We start from the raw sequence: 23,264 nt of genomic DNA on the forward strand, positions 1-23,264 counted from the left end.
TTACCCATTGATCACGCGCAGAATGACACGTTGTTGAAACGCAGTGCCATCCTGAGCAGTCGCCGTCATTCGAATGTTCCAGTTGCCCGGAGCCAGTTCGGCTGGCGCAATGTAGGCGGTTCCGTCAAAGGAGAAATCTGGTTCAATGTCATCTTTGACATGCGTCGCCCGCCCCAAAACGGCGTGCAAATTCTCGACTTCGACGGCCTGTCCGGTTTCGTCAGTGATCATCAGGATCAGCAATCCGCCTTGTGCCTTGGCCATCACCTGCCAACCAAGCCCCTCCTGCGCGGCACGGCGTTCGTCAAACTCCTGGCTGGCGACATAAGAGTTCTTAACCTCCAGCCCCGGAAATGTTTTGACCGCGTTCCAGGCCAGCGCCAGATTTACCGTGATGATCACACCAAACGCGCCGACAAAAACCATGAGGGCATGTCGCCCGGTAAATTCCCGCTCAGCCATCAGTTACCCTTTCCGTTAAAGACCGTATCTTTGTATACGCGATCACCATTGCTTGCATCCTCGACCCACACACGAACATCGCTCAGTGCACCTTCGGCAGGATTCGAGCCATTCGGGGCGATCACATAGACACGCTGAAGTTTTGTCGCATCAGCAGGCACGTCAACCACTTCGCCAGTTACCCCCTCCAGTTCGACCATTAACGAAGGATCGCCCTTGACCGAAATGCTAAAGGGGCGCTTTTCGCCGTGTTTATTGAGCAACCGTACCTCATAGGTGTTGCGGATGGACCCATCCGACAAGGTCACAAAAGTCGGGTTTCGCACCGGTGCAACGGTGACTTCGATGTCGGTTCTCATGAACAACGCGACCACAAGCGCAACGCCAACCAGCGACCACAGTGCAGTATACATAATTGTACGAGGGCGCAAAAAATGGTGTTTCCAGATGCTGCGTGGCGGATTACCTGCGCGTTCATGCGCTTCGTCACCGACAGCCAAATAGTCAATCAAACCGCGCGGCTTGCCGATCTTGGTCATCATGTCATCGCACGCGTCGATGCAAAGGGCGCAGGTAATACACTCCAGTTGCTGGCCATCGCGAATGTCGATGCCCACCGGACAAACGTTCACACACGCCATACAATCAATGCAATCGCCCAGATCGGTATTGGAATCTTCTGTGCGCTTTCCTTTGCCGCGCGGTTCGCCACGCCACTCGCGATAGCCCACAGTAAGCGTTTCTTCGTCCATCATCGCAGCCTGAATGCGCGGCCATGGACAGGCGTAGATACAAATCTGTTCGCGCGCGAACGCCCCAAAGAACACAGTGGTAAATGTCATGACTGCCATGGTGGTATACGCAATCGAATGCGCCGTACCGTTGACCAAATCCATGGCGAGTGTGGGGGCATCTGTGAAGTAAAAAACCCACGCACCACCGGTCGCCAGGCCGATCAGAATCCAGACAACCAGTTTAGTCATCCGTAGCCGTAACTTGCGAAGATCCCATTTCTTTTGGCGATGCAGGCGCAGACGCGCGTTTCGATCACCTTCGATCCAACGCTCAACAAGGATAAACAGATCGGTCCAAACCGTCTGCGGACAGGCATAGCCACACCAAACACGCCCCAGCGCAGAGGTGAAAAGAAACAGACCTAATCCCGCCATGATCAGCAACCCGGCGACAAAGTAAAACTCGTGCGGCCAGATCTCGATCATGAAAAAGAAAAATCGGCGATCGGCCAGATCCAACAGGACCGCCTGATCCGGAAGGTTTGGCCCTCTATCCCAGCGAATCCAGGGCGTGAGGTAGTAAATCCCCAGCGTTACCGCCATGATTATCCATTTGAGATTTCTAAACTTTCCCTTCACACGTTTAGGGAAAATTGGTTCGCGCGCCGCATAAAGGGCTGGCTCTTGATTGGTACTCACGGAATCACTCGCGCAGGGAATATTGGGGACTTGTCCCAATCATAACAGATCAAGACATTGACCTGTGTCAAATCCAACATCTTTGATGTAGCTTTTGCCGCACCCTGCCGGCTATCGTGTCAGCTCAAATGCGCCCGCATCTCAGATGGCGTTTGCCCGGTCCACGCGTGAAATGCTCTGTAAAACGAGTTCGGATCGCGATAGGCGAGTAAAAATGAGATCTCTTCGATGCTCAGGTCGTCGGATTTGAGATAGTGGCGCGACAAATGTTCACGCGTCGCATCCAGCACACTCTGAAATGTCTCGCCCTCCGCTTTAAGGTATCTTTGCAAGCTGCGCCTACTCATCAGTAGCTTGCCACAAACCGCATCCACTGACGCCTGCCCCGATGGCAAAAGCTCCAACAGCGCGTCTCTGACCCGGATAGCAACTGCCGTGTTGCGCCGCTGTCGGGCCAATTGGCGCGTCAAATCCCGTTCAAACCCCACCCACAGTTCGGGATTGGCTGATATCAGCGGGCGGTACGCGTCAGCCCGAGAAAGCGTTACTGTCGCATGTTCGGAGTGAATTGCACGTCGTCCAAAAAAGTCGTCATATGTCTCCTGATCCGACATCAACGGCATTCCGACCATTATTGGTACTATGTCGACACCGGTGAAGTTACGGCAGACCTCGACGAAGTATGCCGCTTCAAAGGCTGACATCGCATCCGACATATGCAAATCCGGCTCAATAGATCGGATTTCCAGCGATACGGCATGTTCGGTTTCACGCACAGTCAGCTTGACCGGTGCAACAAGTGGTTTGAAAACCGCGAGCCGTTCGAAACCCGTCACAATGTTCGGGCTACAGGAAAAGGCAAACAGGGCTGGCACAAATGGCCCACGCGCAAAGGTGCGTGCCATATGCAGCGGGAGCCCCGGCTTGTCGCATTCTTCGCCCAACGCATCCCACAGAGCAAAAAACTGCGCACCAGTCAGGCCACGCCCTTCGTTCGCTAACAAGTCTTCGGGCAATTCGGCACGCCGCAATACGCGCAATGGATCAACACCTAACGCTTCGCAAGCCGGCCCAGCCATCTTGGCAACAGAATAGCGTGGTTGTTTCTGCATGGGTGTACCTCGTACGAGAGCTTTCCTGAATATATGTCCCCCCGACTGGACCGTCGGAATAGCTCCCCGGAAGTTTGGCGCGATATGCAAGTGATTTGGCGCAACATGCAAGGCATAATTAGTACGGTTGTCAAATGTGGATGTAAAAAGGTGCCGGGCTTCCCAGGAAACGCGCGAACAGGACGGGAAGACCGGCACCTATAACCCCATCTGCACCAGCAACAGGGGTATTACGAAGAGCGTGAATATTTTTCCTTGCCCTCGTTGCGTATGAGTATGCCGCATTCCAGATGGTTCGGATTTGATCTTGGTCAAGTTGACGGAAAATTTTGATACGCCTCGAACCCTGCCGACAAGGCCTATTAAATTGGCATCACGCACTTGCGCAACCACGACCGAAAGTGGCGTGTGGCCAGGCGCACCACGCTCAGGTGGGAGACAATGTGATACCCTTTGTGCTTGTCGTCTTCGAAAAGCAGACGCAACCGACCGCTGCGCAGATCCTCTTCGATCCAAGCACGGGCCGTAACGGCAATTCCCTGACCGCTGCGTGCGGCGTCCAACATCAAGTTACCGGGAAGATGAATAATGCCAGCCAACTCCCCCTCTATTACGCCATGCTGCTCAAGCCAAATGGAACTTTCCGATGTGCCAAGTTCCTGCAACCAGGGAAACTGCAGCAGATCGCTGGGCAATCCAGCGTTACGCGTACCGATCAACGACGGGGCAGCAACTACGGCAATCGACGTCTGTAAGAGCAGTTCGCTCGCTAACCCGGGCCAGTTTCCGTCGCCGTAGCGGATCGCCAAATCGATGGCACCGGGTGACGGATCGGCAAGGTTGGGTGTCGGATCGATCATCATGTCGATCTCTGGATGAGCCGCGCGAAAGGTGGAAAGCCGTGGCATCAACCAATTGGCGGCAAAAGTGGGCGTCGTCGTGAGGTGAAGCGGTCGTTCATTTTCCTGTTCAGTGAGAGCAGAGACCCGTTCGACCATTGTCGCAAACCCACCGAGCAACGCCTCGGCAAGCAATTGCCCTTCTCGCGTCAAGACAGCAGCCCGCCCCGTTCGATCCAGCAGTGCCAAGCCAAGATGTTGTTCCAAACCACGGATCTGCTGACTGATGGCCGAATGGCTAACATTCAGAGCAGTCCCGGCCGCCTGAACGGACCCTTTGTCCGCATAAGCCGCAAAAGCGCGCATCGCGCTCAGCGGTGGGAGGTTTGACCAATCCATTATGAAAGCCTGCCTTACATATGATGAATTTTCCTGAGTGGTACATTGTGCGTGAAACCCTCATCTTTCAATGATCAATACCAAACAAGAAGGATGAAATAATGTTCTTCATACTTTCAGACATGCTTCACACAGCGACGTATCAGAAACCTCCACACCGTTGGTGGCGCGGCAGAGATCGCCCACAAAACACAGAAAGTTCCCGCAAATGATCGACCCAATTGTGTATCAATACCCGCAGCCGCCCCGAGGCATTCCCGCGCCCGGAAAAGGGCTCAAGAAATGAAAAAGGGCCGCGCGAGCGGCCCTTTTACTTTCAAATTAGCCCCAGTTTATTCGCCACCACCCAACTGGTGGACATAGGCGGAAACCGCGCGGACCTGCCATTCGTCCAGACGGTTTTGCCACGCAGGCATCACACCATAGCGACTATAGGACACTGTTGTGTGGATCGAATCGTAGTCCCCACCGTAGAGCCAGATTGCATCCGCCAAGTTTGGCGCGCCTTGTTCACGGTCGCCTGTACCGTCTTCGGCATGGCAAGCGCTGCACTCTTCAGCAAAGACCTCGCCACCCACGGCTACAACAGACGCGTCCTGAGGTTCACCGGACAATGACATCACAAAGTTTACTACCGCGTCGATTTTGTCATCTTCCAGATAATCCACACCAAAGGCGGGCATCTCGGAGTAACGCGCATCGTCATCCTCAGTGTTGCGAATACCATGCTTGATCGTCAGGTAGATGTTTTCGATGTCACCGCCCCAAAGCCAGTCATTGTCCAGTAGGTTAGGATACCCGACAGCACCCGCAGCTCCCGAGCCGTGACATTGTGCGCACCACGTCTTGAAAACTGCGCTACCAGCCGACGCGGAATAGCCCGCAAGCTCTTGATCACCCGGAATTGCGGTCAACTCAGCCGCCTCCAGTTTGGCATTAATCGGAGCCAGCTTTGCCGCAGCTTCATTGATGTCGTTGGCAACATTTGCCCGTGTTGACCACCCCAAAACGCCAGCTGTCGCGCTTTTGACACCCGGCCAAGCAGGATATGCAATGGAATAACCGATGGCCCAGACGATACAGGCATAGAACACGTAGACCCACCACCGTGGCATTGGGTTGTCCCATTCTTCGATACCGTCCCAGGAATGGCCCGTCGTGCCATGCCCGTGTTCGTTTTTCTTTTCTGGTGTCTTGTCACTCATGTCCTCGCCTCCTCATCCGCGGCGGGTTTATCGTCATGCCGGAACGGGATGCTTGCCGTGTCACGGTATTCCTTGGTCGATCCCGGTCGGAACACCCAAAAGACAATTCCGACGAAGAAGGCAAACAGGAACAAAAGCATCCAGCTGTCAGCGAATTCGCGTAGCAGGGAATAGGTTTCCATAATCGTCCCTCCTTAGCGCGACGCATCAGGCGTGAAGGTCGAGAAATCAACCAACGTACCCAGCATCTGTAAGTATGCGATCATCGCGTCCAATTCGGACACACCTGGCTGACCGTCAAAATTGCGAATGTTGACGTTTTCACCATAGCGCTCAAGCAGACCGTCATAATCACTGTCGGGGTCTGACTGAGCCACAAAGTCCGCTTGGGCGTTTGCGATCATCTCGTCCGTATATGGGACGCCCACGATTGCATTTGCCGCCATAACGTCACCGATATACCGCCCATCGATCCGCTTGTTCTCGAGGAAGCCATATTTTGGCATCACGGATTCAGGCACCACAGACTGCGGGTCACGCATGTGATCAATGTGCCAGTCATCCGAATAACGCCCACCCACGCGGGCCAGATCTGGCCCGGTGCGCTTGGAACCCCATTGGAACGGATGGTCATACATCGACTCTGCCGCCAGTGAATAGTGACCGTAGCGCTCAACCTCGTCCCGCATGGGGCGGATCATCTGGCTGTGGCAAACATAGCACCCTTCGCGAATGTAAATGTCGCGCCCGGCCATTTCGAGAGGGGTGTAGGGACGCATACCCTCCACCTCTTCGATGGTGTTTTCCAGCCAGAACAAAGGTGCAATCTGCACAATGCCGCCGATGGTTACGACCAGAAAGCTGAAGATCAGCAGGAGGGTCGCGTTGGTCTCGAGGATCTTATGTTTGTCGAGAATAGCCATAACTGCCGGCCCTCCTTATTCAGCCGGGACTGCGACGGATAGGCTGGCCTCTTTGGCTGGCGCTTTCCGTACAGTCATCCATAGGTTGTAGCACATGACCACAGCACCAGCGAGGAACATGACCCCACCCAGCCCGCGCACCACATACATCGGGAATTTGGCGGCAACGGTGTCGGCAAAGCTCCAGACAAGGAACCCGTTGGCGTCGACTTCGCGCCACATCAGACCTTCCATGATACCGGTAACCCACATCGACGCGGCATAAAGAACGATACCGATCGTGGCGAGCCAGAAGTGCCAGGAAACAAGGCTGAGCGAATAGAGACGCTCGCGTTTCCACAGCACGGGCACCAGATAGTAGAGCGCGCCAAAGGTGATCATACCGTTCCAGCCCAATGCACCAGAGTGGACGTGACCGATGGTCCAGTCTGTGTAGTGGCTCAGGCTATTCACCGCGCGGATCGACATCATCGGCCCTTCAAAGGTCGACATACCGTAGAACCCAACCGAGATCACCATCATGCGGATCACCGGGTCAGTTCGCAGCTTGTCCCATGCGCCGGAAAGCGTCATCAAACCGTTGATCATACCGCCCCAAGACGGCATCCACAGCACTACCGAGAACACCATGCCCAGCGTCGACGCCCAATCAGGCAACGCGGTATAGTGCAGGTGGTGCGGACCAGCCCAGATGTAGATGAAGATCAGTGCCCAGAAGTGGATGATCGACAACTTGTAGGAAAAGACCGGACGCTCGGCTTGTTTGGGGATGAAGTAATACATCATACCCAAGAAACCCGCTGTAAGGAAAAAGCCCACGGCGTTGTGGCCGTACCACCATTGTACCATCGCATCTTGTACACCCGGCCAGACGATGACCGACTTGGACCCCCAGATGCTGACAGGAATGGTCAGGTTGTTGACCACGTGCAACATGGCGACGGTGACGATGAACGATAAAAAGAACCAGTTCGCCACATAAATGTGGGGCTCTTTGCGTTTGATAATCGTTCCGAGATACACAGCCAGATAGGCCACCCAGACAACAGTCAGCCAGAGATCGACATACCATTCAGGCTCGGCATATTCTTTTGATTGTGTGCCGCCCAACAAGTACCCGGTTGCTGCGAGAACGATAAACAGCTGGTAGCCCCAAAAGACAAACCAACCAAGATTTCCGCCCCACAAGCGTGCAGCACTTGTGCGCTGCACGATAAAAAAGGATGTTGCGATCAACGCGTTGCCACCAAAGGCAAAAATCACCGCTGACGTGTGCAGCGGGCGTAGCCGGCCGAAATTGGCAAAGCCTTGAGCCCACTCAAAGTTGAGCACCGGAAAGGCTAGCTGAAAGGCAATGAACACGCCGACCAAGAATCCAACCACACCCCAAAAGGCAGTGGCGATGACCCCGGCCCGGACCACACCATCGAAATATTCATCCTGCGGAATAGTCACCGTGGTGCCCACCCTCCGCAGGGTCCAGACAAATAGCCCACCCGACACTGCCACGATAATCAAGGCATGTACCAGATAAGCTAGATCGCGCGCATAATTGGCCCCCATCATCGCAAAAAGCGTGATGAAACCAAGCGCGATCAGCTTGAAGTAGTTAATCATTTTGCGTCCCTTCGTCTTGCTGGGTACGATTCGTTGCGACCCTAGCGGATTTAGACTGATCGTTTTGTGCAGTTGCAGCGAAGTTGTTGCCTTGATCTGCATCAAAGCAAGTATTCCAGAAATGCGCCCCAATCGAATTTAAGTTGGGAGCATCAATTTGCCTTCCTTCCTTAAACATATGAATCAAATACATGTTTTATGTAGCATGGGAGACCCATGATGGCCTACAAATCTTTGCTTACCGTTCTGACGGATTGCAACCTTGCCGAGGCACCGCTTGAGCAAGGTGCGTTATTGGCGCGTGAATTGGACGCGCATTTAGACGTATTTTGCCTTGGCGTAGATCGCAGTCAAATTGGATATTACTATGCTGGCGCGAATGCGATGGTGCTTCAAGAGACTTTGACGCACGCGCAAGACGAAGCGGTCGCAATTGAAGAACAAGCTAAGCGAACACTGACAGGATCCGGAGTCCGATGGTCCACCGACACAGGAGTGGCACAAATCGCTGACCTCAGTCGGCATGTCGCAGCACGCGCGCGCTTTGCTGACCTTGTGATCCATCCCAAACCATACGGCGACAATCGAGGAGCCGAGCTAGAACCCACATTGGAGGCCGCATTGTTTGAAGGTCAGGCCCCCGTATTGATGATGCCCGATGGCGCAGCGTCGATCACACACCCTCGCACAGTTTCAGTTGGCTGGAATGAAAGCGCCGAAGCTCTGGTAGCTGTCCGTGCTGCCCTGCCCTTTCTGCAAACGGCCGATCTGGTGCGCGTGGTTGTGATCGACCCGCCAACCCATGGGCCAAACCGTTCTGATCCCGGTGGGCAGCTCTCTCAGATGTTGTCGCGGCAAGGTGTGCGCGTCGAAGTGGACGTCTTGTCCAAAACAATGCCGCGTATATCTGATGTTCTGATGCGTCATGCACGCGACACACACGTCGACATGATTGTCATGGGCGCATATGGGCATTCTCGATTTAGAGAAGCCATTTTGGGCGGGGCCACCCGTAATATGCTGGAGCAATCCGAAGTTCCGGTCTTTCTGGCACATTAACGGGACAAAACCGCCTGCGCAAAGCCTCAGACCATTATGCCGCCGTCACCATCATCACCCGCTTCTTCCAAAAGGCGGGCAAAATCTGGGATGGTGATGTGGCGCTTTCCTTCCAACTGGATCACCCCGTCACGCTTTAGGGCTGAAACCTGACGACTGACAGTTTCCAGCGTCAGCCCCAAATAATCCGCCATCGCCTCACGTGTCAGTGGCAGATCAAATACAAGCTGCCCCTGCATACCCTGCAATTTCAGTGATGCGTCGCGACGTGCAATAATCGACAGCAGGCTCGCGATCTTTTCGCGCGCCGTTTTCCGCCCCAATACCAGCATCCACTCGCGCGCTGCGTCTAACTCATCGAGTGTCATTTCCAACAACCGCTGCGCCACATGAGGTGTGTCGACCATTAATTGTTCAAATGGCTTTTTGCGGAAACAGCACATGACCAGATCTGTGGTCGCGACAACATCATAAGCGGCCGACTCGCGCCCCGGCCGACCGACAAAGTCACTGGGTAGCAATAGGCCCACCATTTGCGTGCGTCCGTCTTCCATCGTTTGCGTCAACGACGCGATACCAGAGACAACAGACCCGACAAATTCCATGCGATCACCGGACCAGATCACGGTTTGGCCCGCTTCAAAACTCCGATAATACTTAATCTGGTCAAGCCGCTCCAATTCATCTGAATCGCATCGCGCACACACCGCACGATGCCGGATTGGGCAATTACCGCAATCCTGTGACAGATGAAGAATGTCGTCTTTCAGCTTGTTCATGTTCGCGCTTGATCTGGGTCAAAGATATATCTGGCTTGGTCCTATTAATCGTAGCCCTATGGAAACGAAAACACAATTGGCAAAGCTCGGACTGTTTGACGCAAAGGTCCCTCGCTACACAAGCTACCCCACGTCGCCGCATTTCAAAAATGACGTGACGCCAGACACTTACGCATCATGGATACGCGCGATTCCTGTAGGTTCGCAGGTTTCACTCTATGTGCACGTGCCTTTCTGCCGCAGGCTTTGCTGGTTTTGCGCCTGTCGCACCCAAGGCACCGCTAGCGCCTCCCCCGTTGCAGCATATGTCGAAACTCTAAAAACCGAGCTTAAGCTTCTGAAGGCAACTCTCCCCCAAAACGTGACGCTGTCTCGACTGCATTGGGGTGGTGGTACGCCTACACTTTTAGAACCTGGCATGATGGAGGATTTGGCCGGCGCGATCTTTGACGTAGCACCAATGGCACCGGGTGGAGAATTCTCGGTTGAGATCGACCCTAACGAGATCGACGACACACGTTTGAGCGTCCTTTCGGCTGCGGGTATGAACCGCGCTTCGATTGGGGTGCAAGACTTTGATGACGACATCCAAAAAACCATTGGTCGCATTCAAAGCTTTGACATCACCCGCGACGCAGTCGTCGCGATCCGCGCGCATGGGGTCCAAAGCCTGAATGCAGATATCCTTTTTGGTCTGCCGCACCAAACTCAGGCGCGCATCACCGAGAGCGTGCAAAAACTGCTATCTCTCTCGCCTGATCGGGTGGCGCTCTATGGCTATGCCCACGTTCCATGGATGGCCAAACGCCAACAGATGATCCCCTCCGACGCATTGCCAACACCTCAGGAGCGACTTGCCCTGTTTGAAACCGCGCGCAAACTCTTTCTGTGGGATAATTATGATGAAATCGGCATCGACCATTTTGCCACCAAGGAGGATGGTCTGTCTATCGCGCTGAAAAGCGGCAAGTTACGGCGAAACTTCCAAGGCTACACCGACGACACGGCGCATGTTCTGCTCGCAGTTGGCGCTTCTTCGATTGCGCGCTTTCCGCAAGGTTACGCCCAGAATGCTCCCGCAACATCGGCCCATACCGGTGCCATCCGTGACGGTCGCTTTTCTACGTCACGCGGCCACATATTTTCGAACGAGGACCGTCTGCGCGGTCGCATGATCGAGGCATTGATGTGCGATTTCCGCATAGACACGGCAGAGATGCTTGACCGATTTGACATCAAACCAAACGTACTCAACGCGCTCCTTTCCAATGTGGCCGCCCAGTTCCCGGATGTTTTGACCCTGAATCAGGACGGACTCTATGTGCCGCTCGAAGCGCGCCCGCTCACGCGCATGGTTGCCCGCGCATTGGACGCATATGATCTGTCAAAGGCCGGGCACAGCTCTGCCATTTGACCCTCTTTCAGCCCGACGCCAACCTCCCCTGTCGGGCTGAAAGGTCTGATTTCTAAATGTACCAAAATACACAAATTCAAACGGCATTCCCAAATGCCACGTTGATATCTGTTCAGATCCCGTGCGTCTGTAGATCCGGTGCTGCGGCAAGCAATTCGCGGGTATAATCGGTCTGAGGCGCGGCGAACACGGATTGCGCCTCGCCTTGCTCAACTACATCCCCAGCTTTCATCACCATGATCTTGTGGCTCATGGCCCGCACGACATGCAGGTCGTGGCTGATGAACAAATAGGCCAGCCCATATTTTCGTTGCAAATTGCGCAACAGGTCCACGATCTGCACTTGTACGGTCATATCAAGCGCCGACGTCGGCTCGTCCAAAACCAACAGCTTGGGCCGCAATATCATCGCACGCGCGATAGCGATCCGTTGGCGTTGACCACCGGAAAATTCATGCGGATACCGATCCATCATAGCCGGTTCCAACCCGACCTCCTGCATGACCTCGCCAACCAAAGTGCGCGTATCGCGCCCGTCCGGGTTGCCATGCACCCCCAACCCTTCAGCAATGATCTGTTCACACGTCATCCGAGGTGACAATGACCCAAACGGGTCCTGAAACACGATCTGCATGTCCTTGCGCAGCGCGCGCAATTCCTTGGTCGACCATTTGCGCACATCCTGCCCGTCAAATGTAATCCCACCGTCCGAGCCAATCAGCCGCATAATGGCAAGCGCCAGCGTGGTCTTGCCCGACCCGCTTTCGCCAACAATGCCAAGTGTCTCACCGGCGCGCACATCCAATGTGGCGTCATTCACCGCCTTCACATGCCCAACCGTGCGCTTGAAAAATCCGCGCTGGATCGGGAACCAGACTTTCAGGTTTGTGGTTTCCGCAACAATTGGTGCGTGCGCATCCACCGGATCAGGCGCACCAACGGCGCGAGCGCTCAACAGTTTGCGGGTGTATTCATGACGTGGATTGGCAAATATCTCAGAGACGAGACCTGCCTCGACCACCTCGCCATCCTTCATCACACACACTTTGTCCGCGATCCGGCGCACAATGCCCAGATCATGTGTGATGAACAAAAGCCCCATACCTTCGGATTTTTTCAGATCCGCCAACAGCTCCAGTATTTGCGCCTGAATTGTCACGTCCAGTGCCGTTGTCGGCTCATCCGCGATCAGGATATCCGGCTTATTCGCCAGCGCCATGGCGATCATGACCCGTTGCCTCTGGCCACCGCTCAACTGGTGTGGATAGGCACCCAACCGGCTTTCTGCATCGCGAATGCCGACCTTTTCCAGCAACTCAATGATGCGTTGCCGTGCAGCTTGCCCAACGATGCCTTGATGCAAGGCAAGGCTCTCTTCCAGCTGCTTTTGCAACGTATGCAGCGGGTTCAGTGAAGTCATTGGCTCTTGAAAGATGAACGAGATATCGTTGCCGCGAATTTCGCGAAGCTTGGCCTCATCGGCACCAATCATCTCCTGCCCATCATAGGTGACCGAACCGGACACCTCAGAGCTCCCCGGCAGCAACGACACCGTACTGAGTGCCGTAACCGATTTACCAGAGCCGGACTCACCCACCAGCGCAACAGTCTCTCCGCGATCAACGCTGAACGACACGCCCTTGACGGCCTCGATCACACGGCCGTCTTGGCGAAACCCAACCCGCAAATCCTTGACGTTCAGAATGCTCATGAAAAGGTCTTTCTGGGATCAAACGCATCACGCACACCTTCAAAAATGAAGACCAGCAGCGACAGCATAATGGCAAACGTGAAAAAAGCGGTAAAACCTAGCCACGGCGCCTGAAGGTTCTGTTTCGCCTGTAGCGTCAGCTCCCCAAGGCTGGGCGCTGAAGAAGGCAGACCAAACCCAAGGAAATCAAGCCCGGCCAGCGTACTGATTGTACCCGTCACGATAAAGGGCAACATCGTCACCGTCGCCACCATCGCATTGGGCAACATATGGCGGAACATGATCACCCGATTGCTGACACCCAGCGCCCGCGCGGCACGCACATATTCAAGGTTGCGCGCCCGCAGGAATTCGGCCCGCACTACGCCGACAAGCGCGGTCCAGCCGAACAGCACCGTCAGGAACACAAGCAGCCAGAAGCTGCGCCCCAAAATCGCAAACAGGATGATGATGATATATAGGCTCGGCGTAGCGCCCCAAACCTCGATCACCCGCTGGAAGATTAGATCGACTTTGCCACCGAAAAAACCCTGAACCGCGCCTGCAATGATCCCAACCACGCTGGCCAGCGTCGTAACAATCAGTGTGAAAAAGATCGACAAACGGAAGCCGTAAATCACACGGGCAAGCACGTCGCGTTTTCGGTCATCCGTGCCCAACCAGTTCTGATCATTGGGCGGCAACGGCGCGGCTCCGGCGCGATCAACTGGCGTGTCAAAGCTATAGCGGATCAGCGGCCACAGGGTCCAACCCTTCTCGAATCCCTCCTCACTATAAGTGCCCGCATCGATCTGTTCGATTATCTCGTCAGGCTCATCAAAACAGTACTCGACCCCGCCGGTCACGATTAGGCATTGTACCACCGGGTCGGTGTAATCCGCCTCGGTTTTGAAATCCCCACCAAAGGTGGTTTCGGGATAGAAGTTGAAAATGGGTGTGAAAAGTTCGCCGCGGTAATTCACCACAATGGGCCGGTCATTTGCCAGAAACTCGGCAAATAGTGACAGTCCAAAAGCCACGCAAAAAATGATCAACGACCAGAAGGCGCGACGATTACGCCGAAAATTGCGCCAACGACGTTGATTAAGCGGGGATAATGCCATCAGCCTTCCCTCCGCTCAAAATCGATGCGCGGGTCGACTACAACATACATCAGATCTGACAAAATGCCGACCACCAATCCGATCAAGCCAAAGATGAAAAGGGTGCCAAAAATAACTGGATAGTCGCGTGCCACAGCTGCTTCAAATCCAAGACGCCCCAAACCATCGAGCGAGAAAATAGTCTCGATCAGGACCGAGCCGCCAAAAAACACCCCAATAAACACCGCCGGAAACCCAGCGATCACAATCAGCATCGCATTGCGGAAAACGTGGCCATACAAGACCTTGCGTTCCGTAAGCCCCTTTGCCCTTGCTGTCATCACATAGTGTTTCTTGATCTCGTCAAGGAACGAGTTTTTTGTAAGAAGCGTCAGCGTCGCGAAGGCCGAAATTGTCGACGCCAAAACTGGCAACGCAATGTGCCATGCATAGTCGAGCATCTTGCCCAAAACGGTCAGTTCCTCGAAATTGTCAGAAGTCAGGCCCCTCAACGGGAATATCTGCCAGTACGAGCCGCCGGCGAACAAAACCAATAGCATAATCGCAAACAGAAACCCGGGGATCGCGTAACCCACGATGATCAATCCGGACGTCCATGTATCAAACGGAGTTCCGTCTTTAACGGCTTTGCGAATGCCTAGTGGGATCGAAACCAGATACGCGATCAAGGTTGACCAAAGACCAAGAGTGATGCTGACCGGCATCTTTTCCAGCACCAGATCAATCACCGAAATCTTGCGGAAATAACTCTCGCCAAAGTCCAGTCGCATATAGTTCCCCATCATGATCAGGAAACGTTGCAAAGGAGGTTTGTCGAAGCCGAACTCCTTTTCCAGTTCTTCGATGAACTCCTTGGGCAGTCCGCGCGCGCCCAAATATTCACTGTCTGACCCAAAGGTCTCCTCGCCACCGACGTCCTCGTCGCCGCCAGCAAACCCCTCAAACACATTTCCTTCGCCCTGCATTTGGGCGATGACCTGCTCAACGGGCCCACCGGGCACAAATTGCACTAGCGCAAAGTTGATGATCATGACCCCAAGCAACGTTGGGATCACCAAAAGCAGTCGTCTTAAAATATATGCGCCCAAGTGATCGTTACCTCAGCGCGCCCGAAGCTTTGAGCGCCTCGTATTTCTCTTGATTGAACCACCAGAAATCAAGCACACCCACAGAGTAAGGCGGCAGGTTTTCTGGGCGCTCATACATGTCAAAATAAGCGACCCAATCTTCCGGCACATAGCCCGCATGCGCAATCACACGCTCATACCGCAGCGCTCTGTCAAGCGCCATAAGGGCCACTTCCTCATCTTCGCGCGACTGCGTCGCCAAGGCCGCATCAATGATGGCATCCACCATCTGGCTGCGTAGCGCTGAAGGGTTGTATGATGAAACCTCTGCCGTTTTAGATCCAAACAATTGTCGCAGCCCTGTACCAGCCGCGGCAAATGTCAGCATACGTGTATGGATCAGGTCATAATCCTTATCCAAGAACCTTTGCTGGCCTTGCGCGCTATCGACCTTGTCGGCCTTCACTGCAATACCCCAATTCTCAAGGGTTTTGACAAATGTTTCGATCGTTGCGAGCCGCGTGTCGTCCCAAGACGAGATCACTAGGAAATCGAGCGACATCTGTGCGCCGCTGGCGTCGACCATCTCGCCAGCGTCGTTGACAGACCATCCGGCATTTTCAAAAAGCTTTAGCGCCGCGCGTTTGTTGCGCCTGTCGATAGGGTTTTTCGCATTCGACGTATGCGCCATAACAGCCGGTTCCGTCAGCATCTCAGGCGGAACAATGTCGCCCAGAGATTGCAGCAACGCCAACTCTGCGCCTTGGGGGATGTCTTTGGCTTCCCAATCTTGACCCTCAACAAATGAATTACGCTGTGTTGTCAGATCATATTGCAGCGACTCGCGTGTCCATTCAAAGTTAAAGGCAAGGCTCAGCGCGTGTCGCACATCCCGATTATCGAGCGGCGCACGCAACGTGTTGAAAATTACCCCGCTATTGTTTGGCGCCGTGCCATCGGGAATTGCTTCTTTCTTGACGTCACCGCGCTGGATACCCGGAAAATCATACCCTGTTGCCCAGCGTTTGGTCGAACCTTCCGAACGGAATGTGTAAACACCTGCTTTAAACGCCTCAAACTCGGCTGTCGCATCGGTGAAATACTCGATCCGAACCCGATCGAAGTTGAAGCGTCCTACGTTCGCAGGATGATCCCATCCCCAATAATTTGGGTTCCGTTCATAGACGACATAGCGGTTGAATTCGTAGTCGCCGACTTGGTACGGCCCAGACGCCATCGGGGACAGTACCGATGGTTCATCCAAACGCTCACCGGTTTGCTTGTACCATTCTTCAGAAAAAATTGGCGTTCCGCCCACCTGGCTAATCAGCGAACGGCGCGAGATTCCATCAGCGAATTTATAGCGCAGAGTATGATCATCAATAACCTCAACCGCCTCGATCCGCTCCTTCACGGACCGCGCATAAGACCTGATTCCCTGCTCGAGGAAGAGGTTGTGTGTAAACGCAGCATCCTGCGCCCGAAGGGGAGAGCCATCGCGGAACACAACGTCGTCACGCATGTGGAACACGCACCATTCCTTGGACTTGGGGTACTCAACCTCTTTCGCAATCAGGCAGTAGGAATCCGTGATTGAGTCCGCCGGCAACCCGCCACCCCAAGGCATTTCACCAAACAAGGCCTCTGCCACAACGCCAGAGCTTGTTTCCGGGTTACCCCGCCATGCCCATCGATTGAAACCATCAAACGAGCCGCGCGAGCTGATTGTGATTTCTCCACCTTTTGGTGCGTTAGGATTGACATAGTCAAAATGCGGATAGTCTGGCGGATACTTTAGATCGCCAAAGAATGAATACCCGTGTGCTCGGATCATTTCGTCTTCTTGCGCAAAGGCAAAACCGCCCCCCAAACCCGACCCAATTGACAGCGCGCTAGCCCCCATCAGCCGCAAAGCGCCTCGGCGATCAAACATAGGTCCTGGGATTCTAATGGTCTCTTCGGTCATTCTTGCCTCCCCTGCGGCTACGCATCTAAACGCGCTGTTTTCGTTAACGTAAGCTAATGGTGCAGGCGCACGACATTCAAGTTCGTATTGCGTAAACAAGGCGTGAAAAGCGCGCGCACTGTTTCAATGCCTACGCAACAACCTGCTACATTGGTTCAAAACAAACATAGAGAAGTAAGGTGAGAGGCTGGACAACGACCCAAGCGGGGCTCGTTACGGCTGCTTCCTTCCGGATCTGACCGGGTTGGCGAGGCGCCTGCCCGCGCCAACCTCTCATTGGGGGATATAGCCGCGACCGCACCCCAATGCAAGAGACGTTCCTAGTGCCATTTCAATCGAAAACGACAAAACCCATCGGATCGCTTTTCCAGCAGTTTCAGATCGACACAATCCGGCGACTGCAACAACTCGGCGCGCGTACCTGTGTCAAAAATTGCACTTGTCGACGGCAATTCCTTAAACCTCCAACTGGGTATGGCCCCATTCGATTTGCCCTGTGAACTTGCTAAATACTCACACAGTATTTCGCGAACACCAGCAGGACGAATATCTATCGATCGACTACTGTCCGCTCCAGGATATCCGCCACCGCCACCTGCCCTATATTCGTTAGTTGCCAACAGAAATTCTTGGTTCAGATCAATATCCAACCCGCGATAAGTTACACTTTCGACTCGCCGCGCAGTGTTGTCCAAAAGAAGTCCGTCGCGACCATAACGTGCCGGTGCGGAAAGATTGATTTCATAAGCTAGCCCGTAAATGGCTTCGCGATTATACGCTGCCGTGTCTTGGTCAATCAGGATTTGATCCTGTGTTCCCGGTATAAGCTGGTTATAGAGGCTTGAAGACATCTCCAACCATTCCAGAATTTCCGCCCCGGTCAGCCGAAGTACACTTAACTCATTTGCGAATAACTGAAGATCTGCAATTGCGCGAGCGGGCATCGGACCTGCTGCGATGTCGGTGTAATGCCCCGGCCCGCCGCGTCCACCGCACTTCATTGGCGCGACAGACGCAAGAAGAGGCAGAGACGCTAACTCTGTACCTGCAAACTCCCGCTCAAGATGATCAAGCTTGGCCTCGGCAACCAACCGAACGGCTCGGTCGTCAAGCACAACCGAGAAATAGCTGTGTACTGCGTCCTCCAGATCGCCGACAATGACGTTGGCCGCTGCCAAAGTGTGTTTATGAGCCTTAGATAGCAAAGCGACCAGACTTGGATCTTCCTTAACGCGTTCGCTCGGAATTACTTTGCTATGTTTGCCTGTCACCTGCCACTGATTTTCAATTTGTCTCAAAGACAACCTCAGAAAGCCCAAATGAGATCCAAATGCACCCGGCATGACGATCGGGGTTTCCGCTAGACACAAAATCTCGCTTGAAATGCTCGACTGGTTACAATCGGGCAAAGGAAAAACTTTGTGGACATGCCCGGCGACAACGGCGTCAACGGTGCTCAACCTCGCAACGGACAACGCAGCATTCTCTGACCCCCGCACGTGATTTACGCTCGAGAAACCAGAATGCGCTAGCGCAAGGACGATATCTGCTCCCTCTTCCTTCAGCTCGCGAGCTGCCTGTTCAGATACCGCAACAATGTCTTGAGCTGCCAGATAGGCACCTATGCGTTTGGCATCCCATTTAATAACTTGCGGCGGCAACACGCTGAATAAACCGACTTTGACTGTCTTTGTGCGCTTTTCGTCTGACACCAACCGCGCGTTTATTATGACGCTGCGCCGCCAAAGACCCGCATAAGGTTGTTCTGCAAAAGGAAGAGCGTCCAGATTGGAACACAAAACAGGGCAGTCAATCTGCTCCAAAATCGTGCGCAGATCTTCATGCCGCAAATTGAATTCATGGTTTCCTAACCCTACAGCATCATATTTGAGATGGTTCATCGCCAGTACGACAGGGTTCACAGGACTATGGCGCGCTGGTAAATGTGCATCTGCAAGCGGAGTTCCCAACAAAAAATCTCCGTTGTCGACCAAAAGGCAGTCAGGCGATCTTTCTCGCGCAAACTTGATCAGTGTTGCGATTCGCGCCAACGACCCAGCCGACGCAACGCGATCAGAGAAATAGTCGAAATCCAACATGGCAGAATGCAAATCGCTTGTCGCGAGAATGGTTAAATCCCAGCTCTCTTGAGAATTCGGGGGATTGACAGCTTCACTCACGGAACACCCTTAAATCTGACAGTTATTCTCGCTATGAGCCAAGCGAATACAGTGTAGACACCTTTGTGACGTCGCAAGTTTCCAGGCATTGGTGGTAGAGTTTTCCTCAACCTTAAAGTGTTTTACGTCACCGAATTTCAACATAATCACACAAACTGTGATGAACTTGTCACACAGCCAGACAGCTCACCAAAAAGAGAATGCGACTTCGGCGAGAAAGTCGAGTGCCAACAAAGCGGATCCCGTTGCCGTTTCGCCCGCTCGCTGCTCCAAAAATTTGGTCGTAATCTTTGTGCATCCGATTGCCCTTGTCGCTTCAAACTGGCAAGCCTTCTTGAAAGGGGAACGCCATGCAACTTGCAGAAACCGTTACATTTGGTGGATCATCGCTGGACCGCGCAGCAGAGCTGCGAGGAGATAAATACAAGTTGGCAGCGCTGCGTGCTGAATCGACTAGTCGCTCCATAGCACTTTGGCGTGGCAAACCTTTATGCAGCGGCTCAGATCAAGAACATGTTGTTCGCCTGCCACTGGACCACAAACTGTTCAATGAAACTCAAGTCCCCCCAATTTTCCTCGGACGTGAATCCGACGGAGCAATTTTCGCATATGATATCTCTGCATGGGAGCCCGCTGAGATAGACACTGAAATGCTTGCGCAATTCTTTGACGCGTCGCTTCAGCACCACCCTTGCCTGCCTCAAGATCACCAGTTCGCGGAATTGCGAGGTGTCATGGCACGTCTGTCGCCCCGCGACGCCGAATTGAGTGCAACTGCACGCGCTATCTTTGGCTGGCACAAATCGCACCGTTTTTGCGCCGCCTGTGGCCATGAAAGCCGGATGGCCATGGCTGGATGGCAACGCAATTGTCCAGATTGCGGCACATCCCACTTTCCGCGAACCGATCCAGTGGTGATCATGCTGATCACACATGGCAACAAGGTGCTAATGGGGCGTTCCCCTGGTTGGCCTGACGGCATGTATTCGTTGCTCGCCGGTTTCGTCGAACCCGGCGAAACTCTAGAAGCCGCTGTGCGGCGCGAAGTACTGGAAGAGGCAAATATTTCCGTTGGGCAGGTCGACTATTTGGCGAGCCAACCTTGGGCATTTCCATCTTCTATGATGTTCGGCTGCCGTGGCGCAGCACTTAACGAAGACATCACAATCGACCCCGAGGAAATAGACGATGCTATCTGGGTTTCGAGAGAAGACATTATGCAAGCTTTCGCTGGCGCTCACCCTTTTCTCAAGCCAGCACGCCCAGGTTCTATTGCGCATTTCATCTTGCGCAACTGGCTTGCGGACAGGCTTGAATAAGGCGACACTGACGACAGTTTGGCAATGAGCATTACAAGGCGGAGCAGCAATGGAATTGGCGGCCAGAGAAGACATCGACATTCCCATCGAACAGGCTTTTGAAATCCTCTGTGATTTTGAACAGTTCGAGCGCGCAGCACTGCGCCGTGGCGCCGAAGTATCACGCGAGGATGACCTGCAGCGCCCAGGAGTTGGCGCCAAATGGAAGGCCCGCTTTGCGTTTCGTGGGAAGTACCGCCAACTTGATCTTAAAATTGTGGAATTCGAACGGCCAACGGACATGCGGCTCACCGCTGTTGTTCAGGGCATCACTAGTGACATCAAAATCGAACTGGTGGCCCTATCACGCACCCGCACGCGCCTCAGCGTCTGGTCACACCTGAAATCGACGTCGCTGTCGGCGCGCCTTTTGCTTAAATCCCTCAAACTAGCGCGTTCGACCCTAACACAGCGCATGCAAAAACGCGTCACAAAGCTCGCACGTTCAATGGAAGATCAAAACAAGCGCCAAGCTTAAAGTAGCTCTGGGTTTGCCTCGGTACGCTTGGGCATCGAGCAAACGCATTCCACCCAGTCCGGGCCATTGAATCAAGGCGGTTAGCGCCCTTCTCTTCGTCTGGCGGCTGGATAAACGCCCAAAATGTTCACATTAGTCGTAAAGTAAGCCAACTCTTCCATCGCCAATTGCACATTGTGATCGTCCGGATGTCCCTCGATATCCGCGTAAAACTGAGTCGCTGTAAAGCTGCCACCCACCATGTAGCTTTCCAGCTTGGTCATGTTCACGCCGTTGGTCGCAAAGCCACCCATCGCTTTGTAGAGCGCCGCCGGAATATTGCGCACCTCGAACACGAAAGTGGTCATCATGTTTGATCCTGCGCGACGGGAATGATCCGGCTCTCGCGACATAACTAGAAACCGTGTCGTATTGTTGCTTTGATCTTCGATATGGCGCGCAACTACATCCAGACCATAGATCTCCCCTGCCAGCTCCGACGCGAGCGCGCCAAGCGCCGGGTCACCGAGTTCGGCCACCTGTTTTGCGGATCCCGCCGTGTCCGCTCCGGTGACACGGTGAATATCATGCTCGCGCAAAAATTCCTGGCACTGCCCCAGCAAAACAGTATGCGACATGGCTTTTTTGATGTCTTGCAACGGTGTGCCGGGCACTGACAAAAGGTTTATGTGAACCCGCACAAAAGCTTCATCAATGATATGAAGATCAGAGTTTGGCAGCAGCGTGTGATTGTCCGCGACCCGCCCATAGGTCGAGTTTTCCACGGGCAACATTCCCAGATCCGCCGCTCCCGAACGAACCGCGGCAATCACGTCCTCAAAGGTGCGGCACGGCAACGCCTCCATATCGGGACGCGCGTCGCGACAGGCCTGATGAGAGTATGCACCGGGCTCGCCCTGGAACGCTATCCGATTGGTCATGACTTTAGCTTCTTTCAAATTTCTTGCCCGATGGGCGTTTGGTCGCGGTAACTACACCTTGCGTTCGCCAAGGGGAAGCGGCTAGAACCCGTGCAAACGCCACGAAACGGATACGTAGCATGTTCGACACGATGACACTGACAAAAGTAACGGGCGCTTTTTGTGGCGCTCTGCTGGTTTACCTGCTCGGCGCTTGGGCGGCCGAGGAAATTTATCACACCGGCCCCAAAGGGCACGGCGATGGTGATGGGCATGCGCAACAGGCCTATGTCATCGAAGTCGAAGGTGGTGACGATCACGGCGGCGCAGAAGAGGATGGCCCAAGTCTCGAGGAACTGCTTGCATCCGCAGATGCAGCCAAAGGCGAACGCGTCTTTAACAAATGCAAAGCGTGTCACAAGCTTGAAGATGGAGCGAACGGTACCGGCCCGCACCTCTATGATGTTGTGGACCGCGCGGTTGGTTCGGTTGCCGGATTTGGCTACTCGGGCAGCTTGGTTGCCGTGGCTGACACATGGTCGCCCGAAAACCTTGATGGTTTCCTGGCCAATCCCAAGTCTTACGCGCCAGGCACCAAGATGGCATTCAGTGGTCTCAAGAAAGACACCGATCGCGCAAACCTGATCGCCTATTTGGAAACTATTGGTCAGTAAGCTTTCGCTTTCCTTACAAAATGTTAGGCCGCTGATAGTTCAGCGGCCTTTTTTTTCACGCGCGCCCGTGAAACGCCCACTGCAGCTGGGCATCCGTTTCAACGGCACATGGGCGAACCGCCCGTAAACGCACCAAAGCCGCTGTGGGATCTTCGCCTAGCTCGATCAGAAGGCGCAGCACTACCATCCCCGAGCGCCCGCACCCACCCCGACAATGCACCAGCACGCGCCGCCCTTCCCTCAAATACTCAGATGCCCGCCGCGCCACATGGGGCCATTGGGTCTCAGTTGTGGCATTCAAAACCCCGTAGTCGCATGTAGGCAGGGCTTCGAAATCTGCACCAATTGACTGTACATCCGCGCCAAGGCCACTGGCGCCAAAATATTGCAACTCGTCAACTTGCGTCATGCTGATCACCATCGCCGGCGCCCAGTCACGGATCAATTCAACATCCGCCGCGTACGTGCCAAACACGCCGGGCGCAGGGCACAAGGCGATCTCTCCGCGCGCTGCTGAAACTGCATAAATTGAAAACACTATCGCCCACTCCGAATCCCTGCCGCATTCCGGTGGACGCGCCGCACC

General features: G+C 54.1%; 21 protein-coding genes and 1 other RNA gene. 5 read left to right on the plus strand and 17 right to left on the minus strand.

Features of this window, described 5'->3' with window-relative positions:
- The 8 genes from CLV88_RS03310 to ccoN form a co-directional block, all read right to left on the minus strand.
- Complete coding sequence (locus tag CLV88_RS03310; RefSeq protein WP_106606914.1) at nucleotides 1-462, minus strand: FixH family protein; 462 nt, start codon at nucleotides 460-462, stop codon at nucleotides 1-3.
- Complete coding sequence (gene ccoG, locus CLV88_RS03315; protein ID WP_106607086.1) at nucleotides 462-1,916, minus strand: cytochrome c oxidase accessory protein CcoG; 1,455 nt, start codon at nucleotides 1,914-1,916, stop codon at nucleotides 462-464. Before ccoG ends, CLV88_RS03310 begins: the two co-directional genes overlap by 1 nt.
- Nucleotides 1,917-2,014: 98 nt before the next feature.
- Entirely contained in the window at nucleotides 2,015-3,007 is a 993-nt protein-coding gene (locus tag CLV88_RS03320; RefSeq protein WP_106606915.1) for an AraC family transcriptional regulator, read from the minus strand.
- Between the two features lie 362 nt (nucleotides 3,008-3,369).
- Entirely contained in the window at nucleotides 3,370-4,245 is an 876-nt protein-coding gene (locus CLV88_RS03325) for a LysR family transcriptional regulator (RefSeq protein WP_106606916.1), read from the minus strand.
- Between the two features lie 332 nt (nucleotides 4,246-4,577).
- A complete protein-coding gene (gene ccoP / locus CLV88_RS03330; protein ID WP_106606917.1) occupies nucleotides 4,578-5,450 on the minus strand; it encodes a cytochrome-c oxidase, cbb3-type subunit III in 873 nt (290 codons plus the stop codon).
- Nucleotides 5,447-5,632, minus strand: a complete 186-nt coding sequence (locus CLV88_RS03335) for a cbb3-type cytochrome c oxidase subunit 3 (protein WP_106606918.1) — start codon at nucleotides 5,630-5,632, stop codon at nucleotides 5,447-5,449. Before CLV88_RS03335 ends, ccoP begins: the two co-directional genes overlap by 4 nt.
- 12 nt (nucleotides 5,633-5,644) lie before the next feature.
- Nucleotides 5,645-6,373, minus strand: a complete 729-nt coding sequence (gene ccoO / locus CLV88_RS03340) for a cytochrome-c oxidase, cbb3-type subunit II (protein WP_106606919.1) — start codon at nucleotides 6,371-6,373, stop codon at nucleotides 5,645-5,647.
- Between the two features lie 15 nt (nucleotides 6,374-6,388).
- Entirely contained in the window at nucleotides 6,389-7,990 is a 1,602-nt protein-coding gene (ccoN, locus tag CLV88_RS03345) for a cytochrome-c oxidase, cbb3-type subunit I (protein WP_106607087.1), read from the minus strand.
- 219 nt (nucleotides 7,991-8,209) lie between these two features.
- Here ccoN and CLV88_RS03350 point away from each other — a divergent pair, with 219 nt between their 5' ends.
- Nucleotides 8,210-9,049, plus strand: coding sequence for a universal stress protein (locus CLV88_RS03350; protein WP_106606920.1), 840 nt, complete (start codon nucleotides 8,210-8,212; stop codon nucleotides 9,047-9,049).
- Nucleotides 9,050-9,075: 26 nt separating this feature from the next.
- Here the strand turns inward: CLV88_RS03350 and fnrL are convergent, their stop codons facing one another.
- A complete protein-coding gene (gene fnrL / locus CLV88_RS03355) occupies nucleotides 9,076-9,828 on the minus strand; it encodes a transcriptional regulator FnrL (RefSeq protein WP_106606921.1) in 753 nt (250 codons plus the stop codon).
- A gap of 58 nt (nucleotides 9,829-9,886) precedes the next feature.
- On the opposite strand from fnrL, the gene hemN reads away from it, so the two are divergent.
- The gene (hemN, locus tag CLV88_RS03360; protein ID WP_106607088.1) at nucleotides 9,887-11,242 is read left to right on the plus strand and encodes an oxygen-independent coproporphyrinogen III oxidase; all 1,356 of its coding nucleotides are present in this window, start codon (nucleotides 9,887-9,889) and stop codon (nucleotides 11,240-11,242) included.
- A 112-nt stretch (nucleotides 11,243-11,354) separates the two neighbouring features.
- Here hemN and CLV88_RS03365 read toward each other — a convergent pair whose 3' ends face one another.
- From CLV88_RS03365 to CLV88_RS03390, 6 genes are all read right to left on the minus strand, one after another.
- Nucleotides 11,355-12,953 (minus strand): ABC transporter ATP-binding protein, encoded by a 1,599-nt coding sequence (locus tag CLV88_RS03365; protein ID WP_106606922.1) that lies wholly within the window; start codon nucleotides 12,951-12,953, stop codon nucleotides 11,355-11,357.
- Nucleotides 12,950-14,056, minus strand: a complete 1,107-nt coding sequence (locus tag CLV88_RS03370; protein WP_106606923.1) for an ABC transporter permease — start codon at nucleotides 14,054-14,056, stop codon at nucleotides 12,950-12,952. The genes CLV88_RS03365 and CLV88_RS03370 overlap by 4 nt, the downstream gene beginning before the upstream one ends.
- Entirely contained in the window at nucleotides 14,056-15,144 is a 1,089-nt protein-coding gene (locus CLV88_RS03375) for a microcin C ABC transporter permease YejB (RefSeq protein WP_106606924.1), read from the minus strand. The genes CLV88_RS03370 and CLV88_RS03375 overlap by 1 nt, the downstream gene beginning before the upstream one ends.
- A 7-nt stretch (nucleotides 15,145-15,151) precedes the next feature.
- On the minus strand, nucleotides 15,152-17,089 hold the full coding sequence (locus CLV88_RS03380) for an extracellular solute-binding protein (protein ID WP_243403552.1): 1,938 nt from the start codon (nucleotides 17,087-17,089) through the stop codon (nucleotides 15,152-15,154).
- A gap of 177 nt (nucleotides 17,090-17,266) precedes the next feature.
- Nucleotides 17,267-17,365: signal recognition particle sRNA small type (gene ffs, locus CLV88_RS03385), an RNA gene on the minus strand.
- Nucleotides 17,366-17,409: 44 nt separating this feature from the next.
- A complete protein-coding gene (locus CLV88_RS03390) occupies nucleotides 17,410-19,269 on the minus strand; it encodes a 5'-nucleotidase C-terminal domain-containing protein (RefSeq protein ID WP_106606925.1) in 1,860 nt (619 codons plus the stop codon).
- Between the two features lie 350 nt (nucleotides 19,270-19,619).
- Here CLV88_RS03390 and nudC point away from each other — a divergent pair, with 350 nt between their 5' ends.
- On the plus strand, nucleotides 19,620-20,588 hold the full coding sequence (nudC, locus tag CLV88_RS03395; protein WP_106606926.1) for an NAD(+) diphosphatase: 969 nt from the start codon (nucleotides 19,620-19,622) through the stop codon (nucleotides 20,586-20,588).
- Between the two features lie 49 nt (nucleotides 20,589-20,637).
- Nucleotides 20,638-21,105, plus strand: coding sequence for an SRPBCC family protein (locus CLV88_RS03400; RefSeq protein ID WP_106606927.1), 468 nt, complete (start codon nucleotides 20,638-20,640; stop codon nucleotides 21,103-21,105).
- Between the two features lie 80 nt (nucleotides 21,106-21,185).
- Here CLV88_RS03400 and CLV88_RS03405 read toward each other — a convergent pair whose 3' ends face one another.
- The gene (locus CLV88_RS03405; RefSeq protein ID WP_106606928.1) at nucleotides 21,186-22,025 is read right to left on the minus strand and encodes a prephenate dehydratase; all 840 of its coding nucleotides are present in this window, start codon (nucleotides 22,023-22,025) and stop codon (nucleotides 21,186-21,188) included.
- A 119-nt stretch (nucleotides 22,026-22,144) separates the two neighbouring features.
- On the opposite strand from CLV88_RS03405, the gene CLV88_RS03410 reads away from it, so the two are divergent.
- Nucleotides 22,145-22,678, plus strand: coding sequence for a c-type cytochrome (locus CLV88_RS03410; protein WP_106606929.1), 534 nt, complete (start codon nucleotides 22,145-22,147; stop codon nucleotides 22,676-22,678).
- Nucleotides 22,679-22,733: 55 nt separating this feature from the next.
- Here CLV88_RS03410 and CLV88_RS03415 read toward each other — a convergent pair whose 3' ends face one another.
- Nucleotides 22,734-23,216 carry a protein-tyrosine phosphatase family protein gene (locus tag CLV88_RS03415; protein ID WP_243403553.1) on the minus strand — a complete coding sequence of 161 codons (483 nt, stop codon included), beginning with the start codon at nucleotides 23,214-23,216 and terminating at the stop codon, nucleotides 22,734-22,736.
- Between the last annotated feature and the right edge of the window lie 48 nt (nucleotides 23,217-23,264).

It is taken from the genome of Shimia abyssi (assembly GCF_003014475.1).
Taxonomy (GTDB): domain Bacteria; phylum Pseudomonadota; class Alphaproteobacteria; order Rhodobacterales; family Rhodobacteraceae; genus Shimia; species Shimia abyssi.

What these genes read in the sequence shown, in the direction of transcription:
- CLV88_RS03310 (WP_106606914.1), bottom strand. Translation starts at nt 462, where the DNA reads ATGGCTGAGCGGGAATTTACCGGGCGACATGCCCTCATGGTTTTTGTC.
- CLV88_RS03320 (WP_106606915.1), bottom strand. Translation starts at nt 3,007, where the DNA reads ATGCAGAAACAACCACGCTATTCTGTTGCCAAGATGGCTGGGCCGGCT.
- CLV88_RS03325 (WP_106606916.1), bottom strand. Translation starts at nt 4,245, where the DNA reads ATGGATTGGTCAAACCTCCCACCGCTGAGCGCGATGCGCGCTTTTGCG.
- ccoP (WP_106606917.1), bottom strand. Translation starts at nt 5,450, where the DNA reads ATGAGTGACAAGACACCAGAAAAGAAAAACGAACACGGGCATGGCACG.
- CLV88_RS03335 (WP_106606918.1), bottom strand. Translation starts at nt 5,632, where the DNA reads ATGGAAACCTATTCCCTGCTACGCGAATTCGCTGACAGCTGGATGCTT.
- ccoO (WP_106606919.1), bottom strand. Translation starts at nt 6,373, where the DNA reads ATGGCTATTCTCGACAAACATAAGATCCTCGAGACCAACGCGACCCTC.
- ccoN (WP_106607087.1), bottom strand. Translation starts at nt 7,990, where the DNA reads ATGATTAACTACTTCAAGCTGATCGCGCTTGGTTTCATCACGCTTTTT.
- CLV88_RS03350 (WP_106606920.1), top strand. Translation starts at nt 8,210, where the DNA reads ATGGCCTACAAATCTTTGCTTACCGTTCTGACGGATTGCAACCTTGCC.
- fnrL (WP_106606921.1), bottom strand. Translation starts at nt 9,828, where the DNA reads ATGAACAAGCTGAAAGACGACATTCTTCATCTGTCACAGGATTGCGGT.
- hemN (WP_106607088.1), top strand. Translation starts at nt 9,887, where the DNA reads ATGGAAACGAAAACACAATTGGCAAAGCTCGGACTGTTTGACGCAAAG.
- CLV88_RS03365 (WP_106606922.1), bottom strand. Translation starts at nt 12,953, where the DNA reads ATGAGCATTCTGAACGTCAAGGATTTGCGGGTTGGGTTTCGCCAAGAC.
- CLV88_RS03370 (WP_106606923.1), bottom strand. Translation starts at nt 14,056, where the DNA reads ATGGCATTATCCCCGCTTAATCAACGTCGTTGGCGCAATTTTCGGCGT.
- CLV88_RS03380 (WP_243403552.1), bottom strand. Translation starts at nt 17,089, where the DNA reads ATGACCGAAGAGACCATTAGAATCCCAGGACCTATGTTTGATCGCCGA.
- nudC (WP_106606926.1), top strand. Translation starts at nt 19,620, where the DNA reads ATGCAACTTGCAGAAACCGTTACATTTGGTGGATCATCGCTGGACCGC.
- CLV88_RS03400 (WP_106606927.1), top strand. Translation starts at nt 20,638, where the DNA reads ATGGAATTGGCGGCCAGAGAAGACATCGACATTCCCATCGAACAGGCT.
- CLV88_RS03405 (WP_106606928.1), bottom strand. Translation starts at nt 22,025, where the DNA reads ATGACCAATCGGATAGCGTTCCAGGGCGAGCCCGGTGCATACTCTCAT.
- CLV88_RS03410 (WP_106606929.1), top strand. Translation starts at nt 22,145, where the DNA reads ATGTTCGACACGATGACACTGACAAAAGTAACGGGCGCTTTTTGTGGC.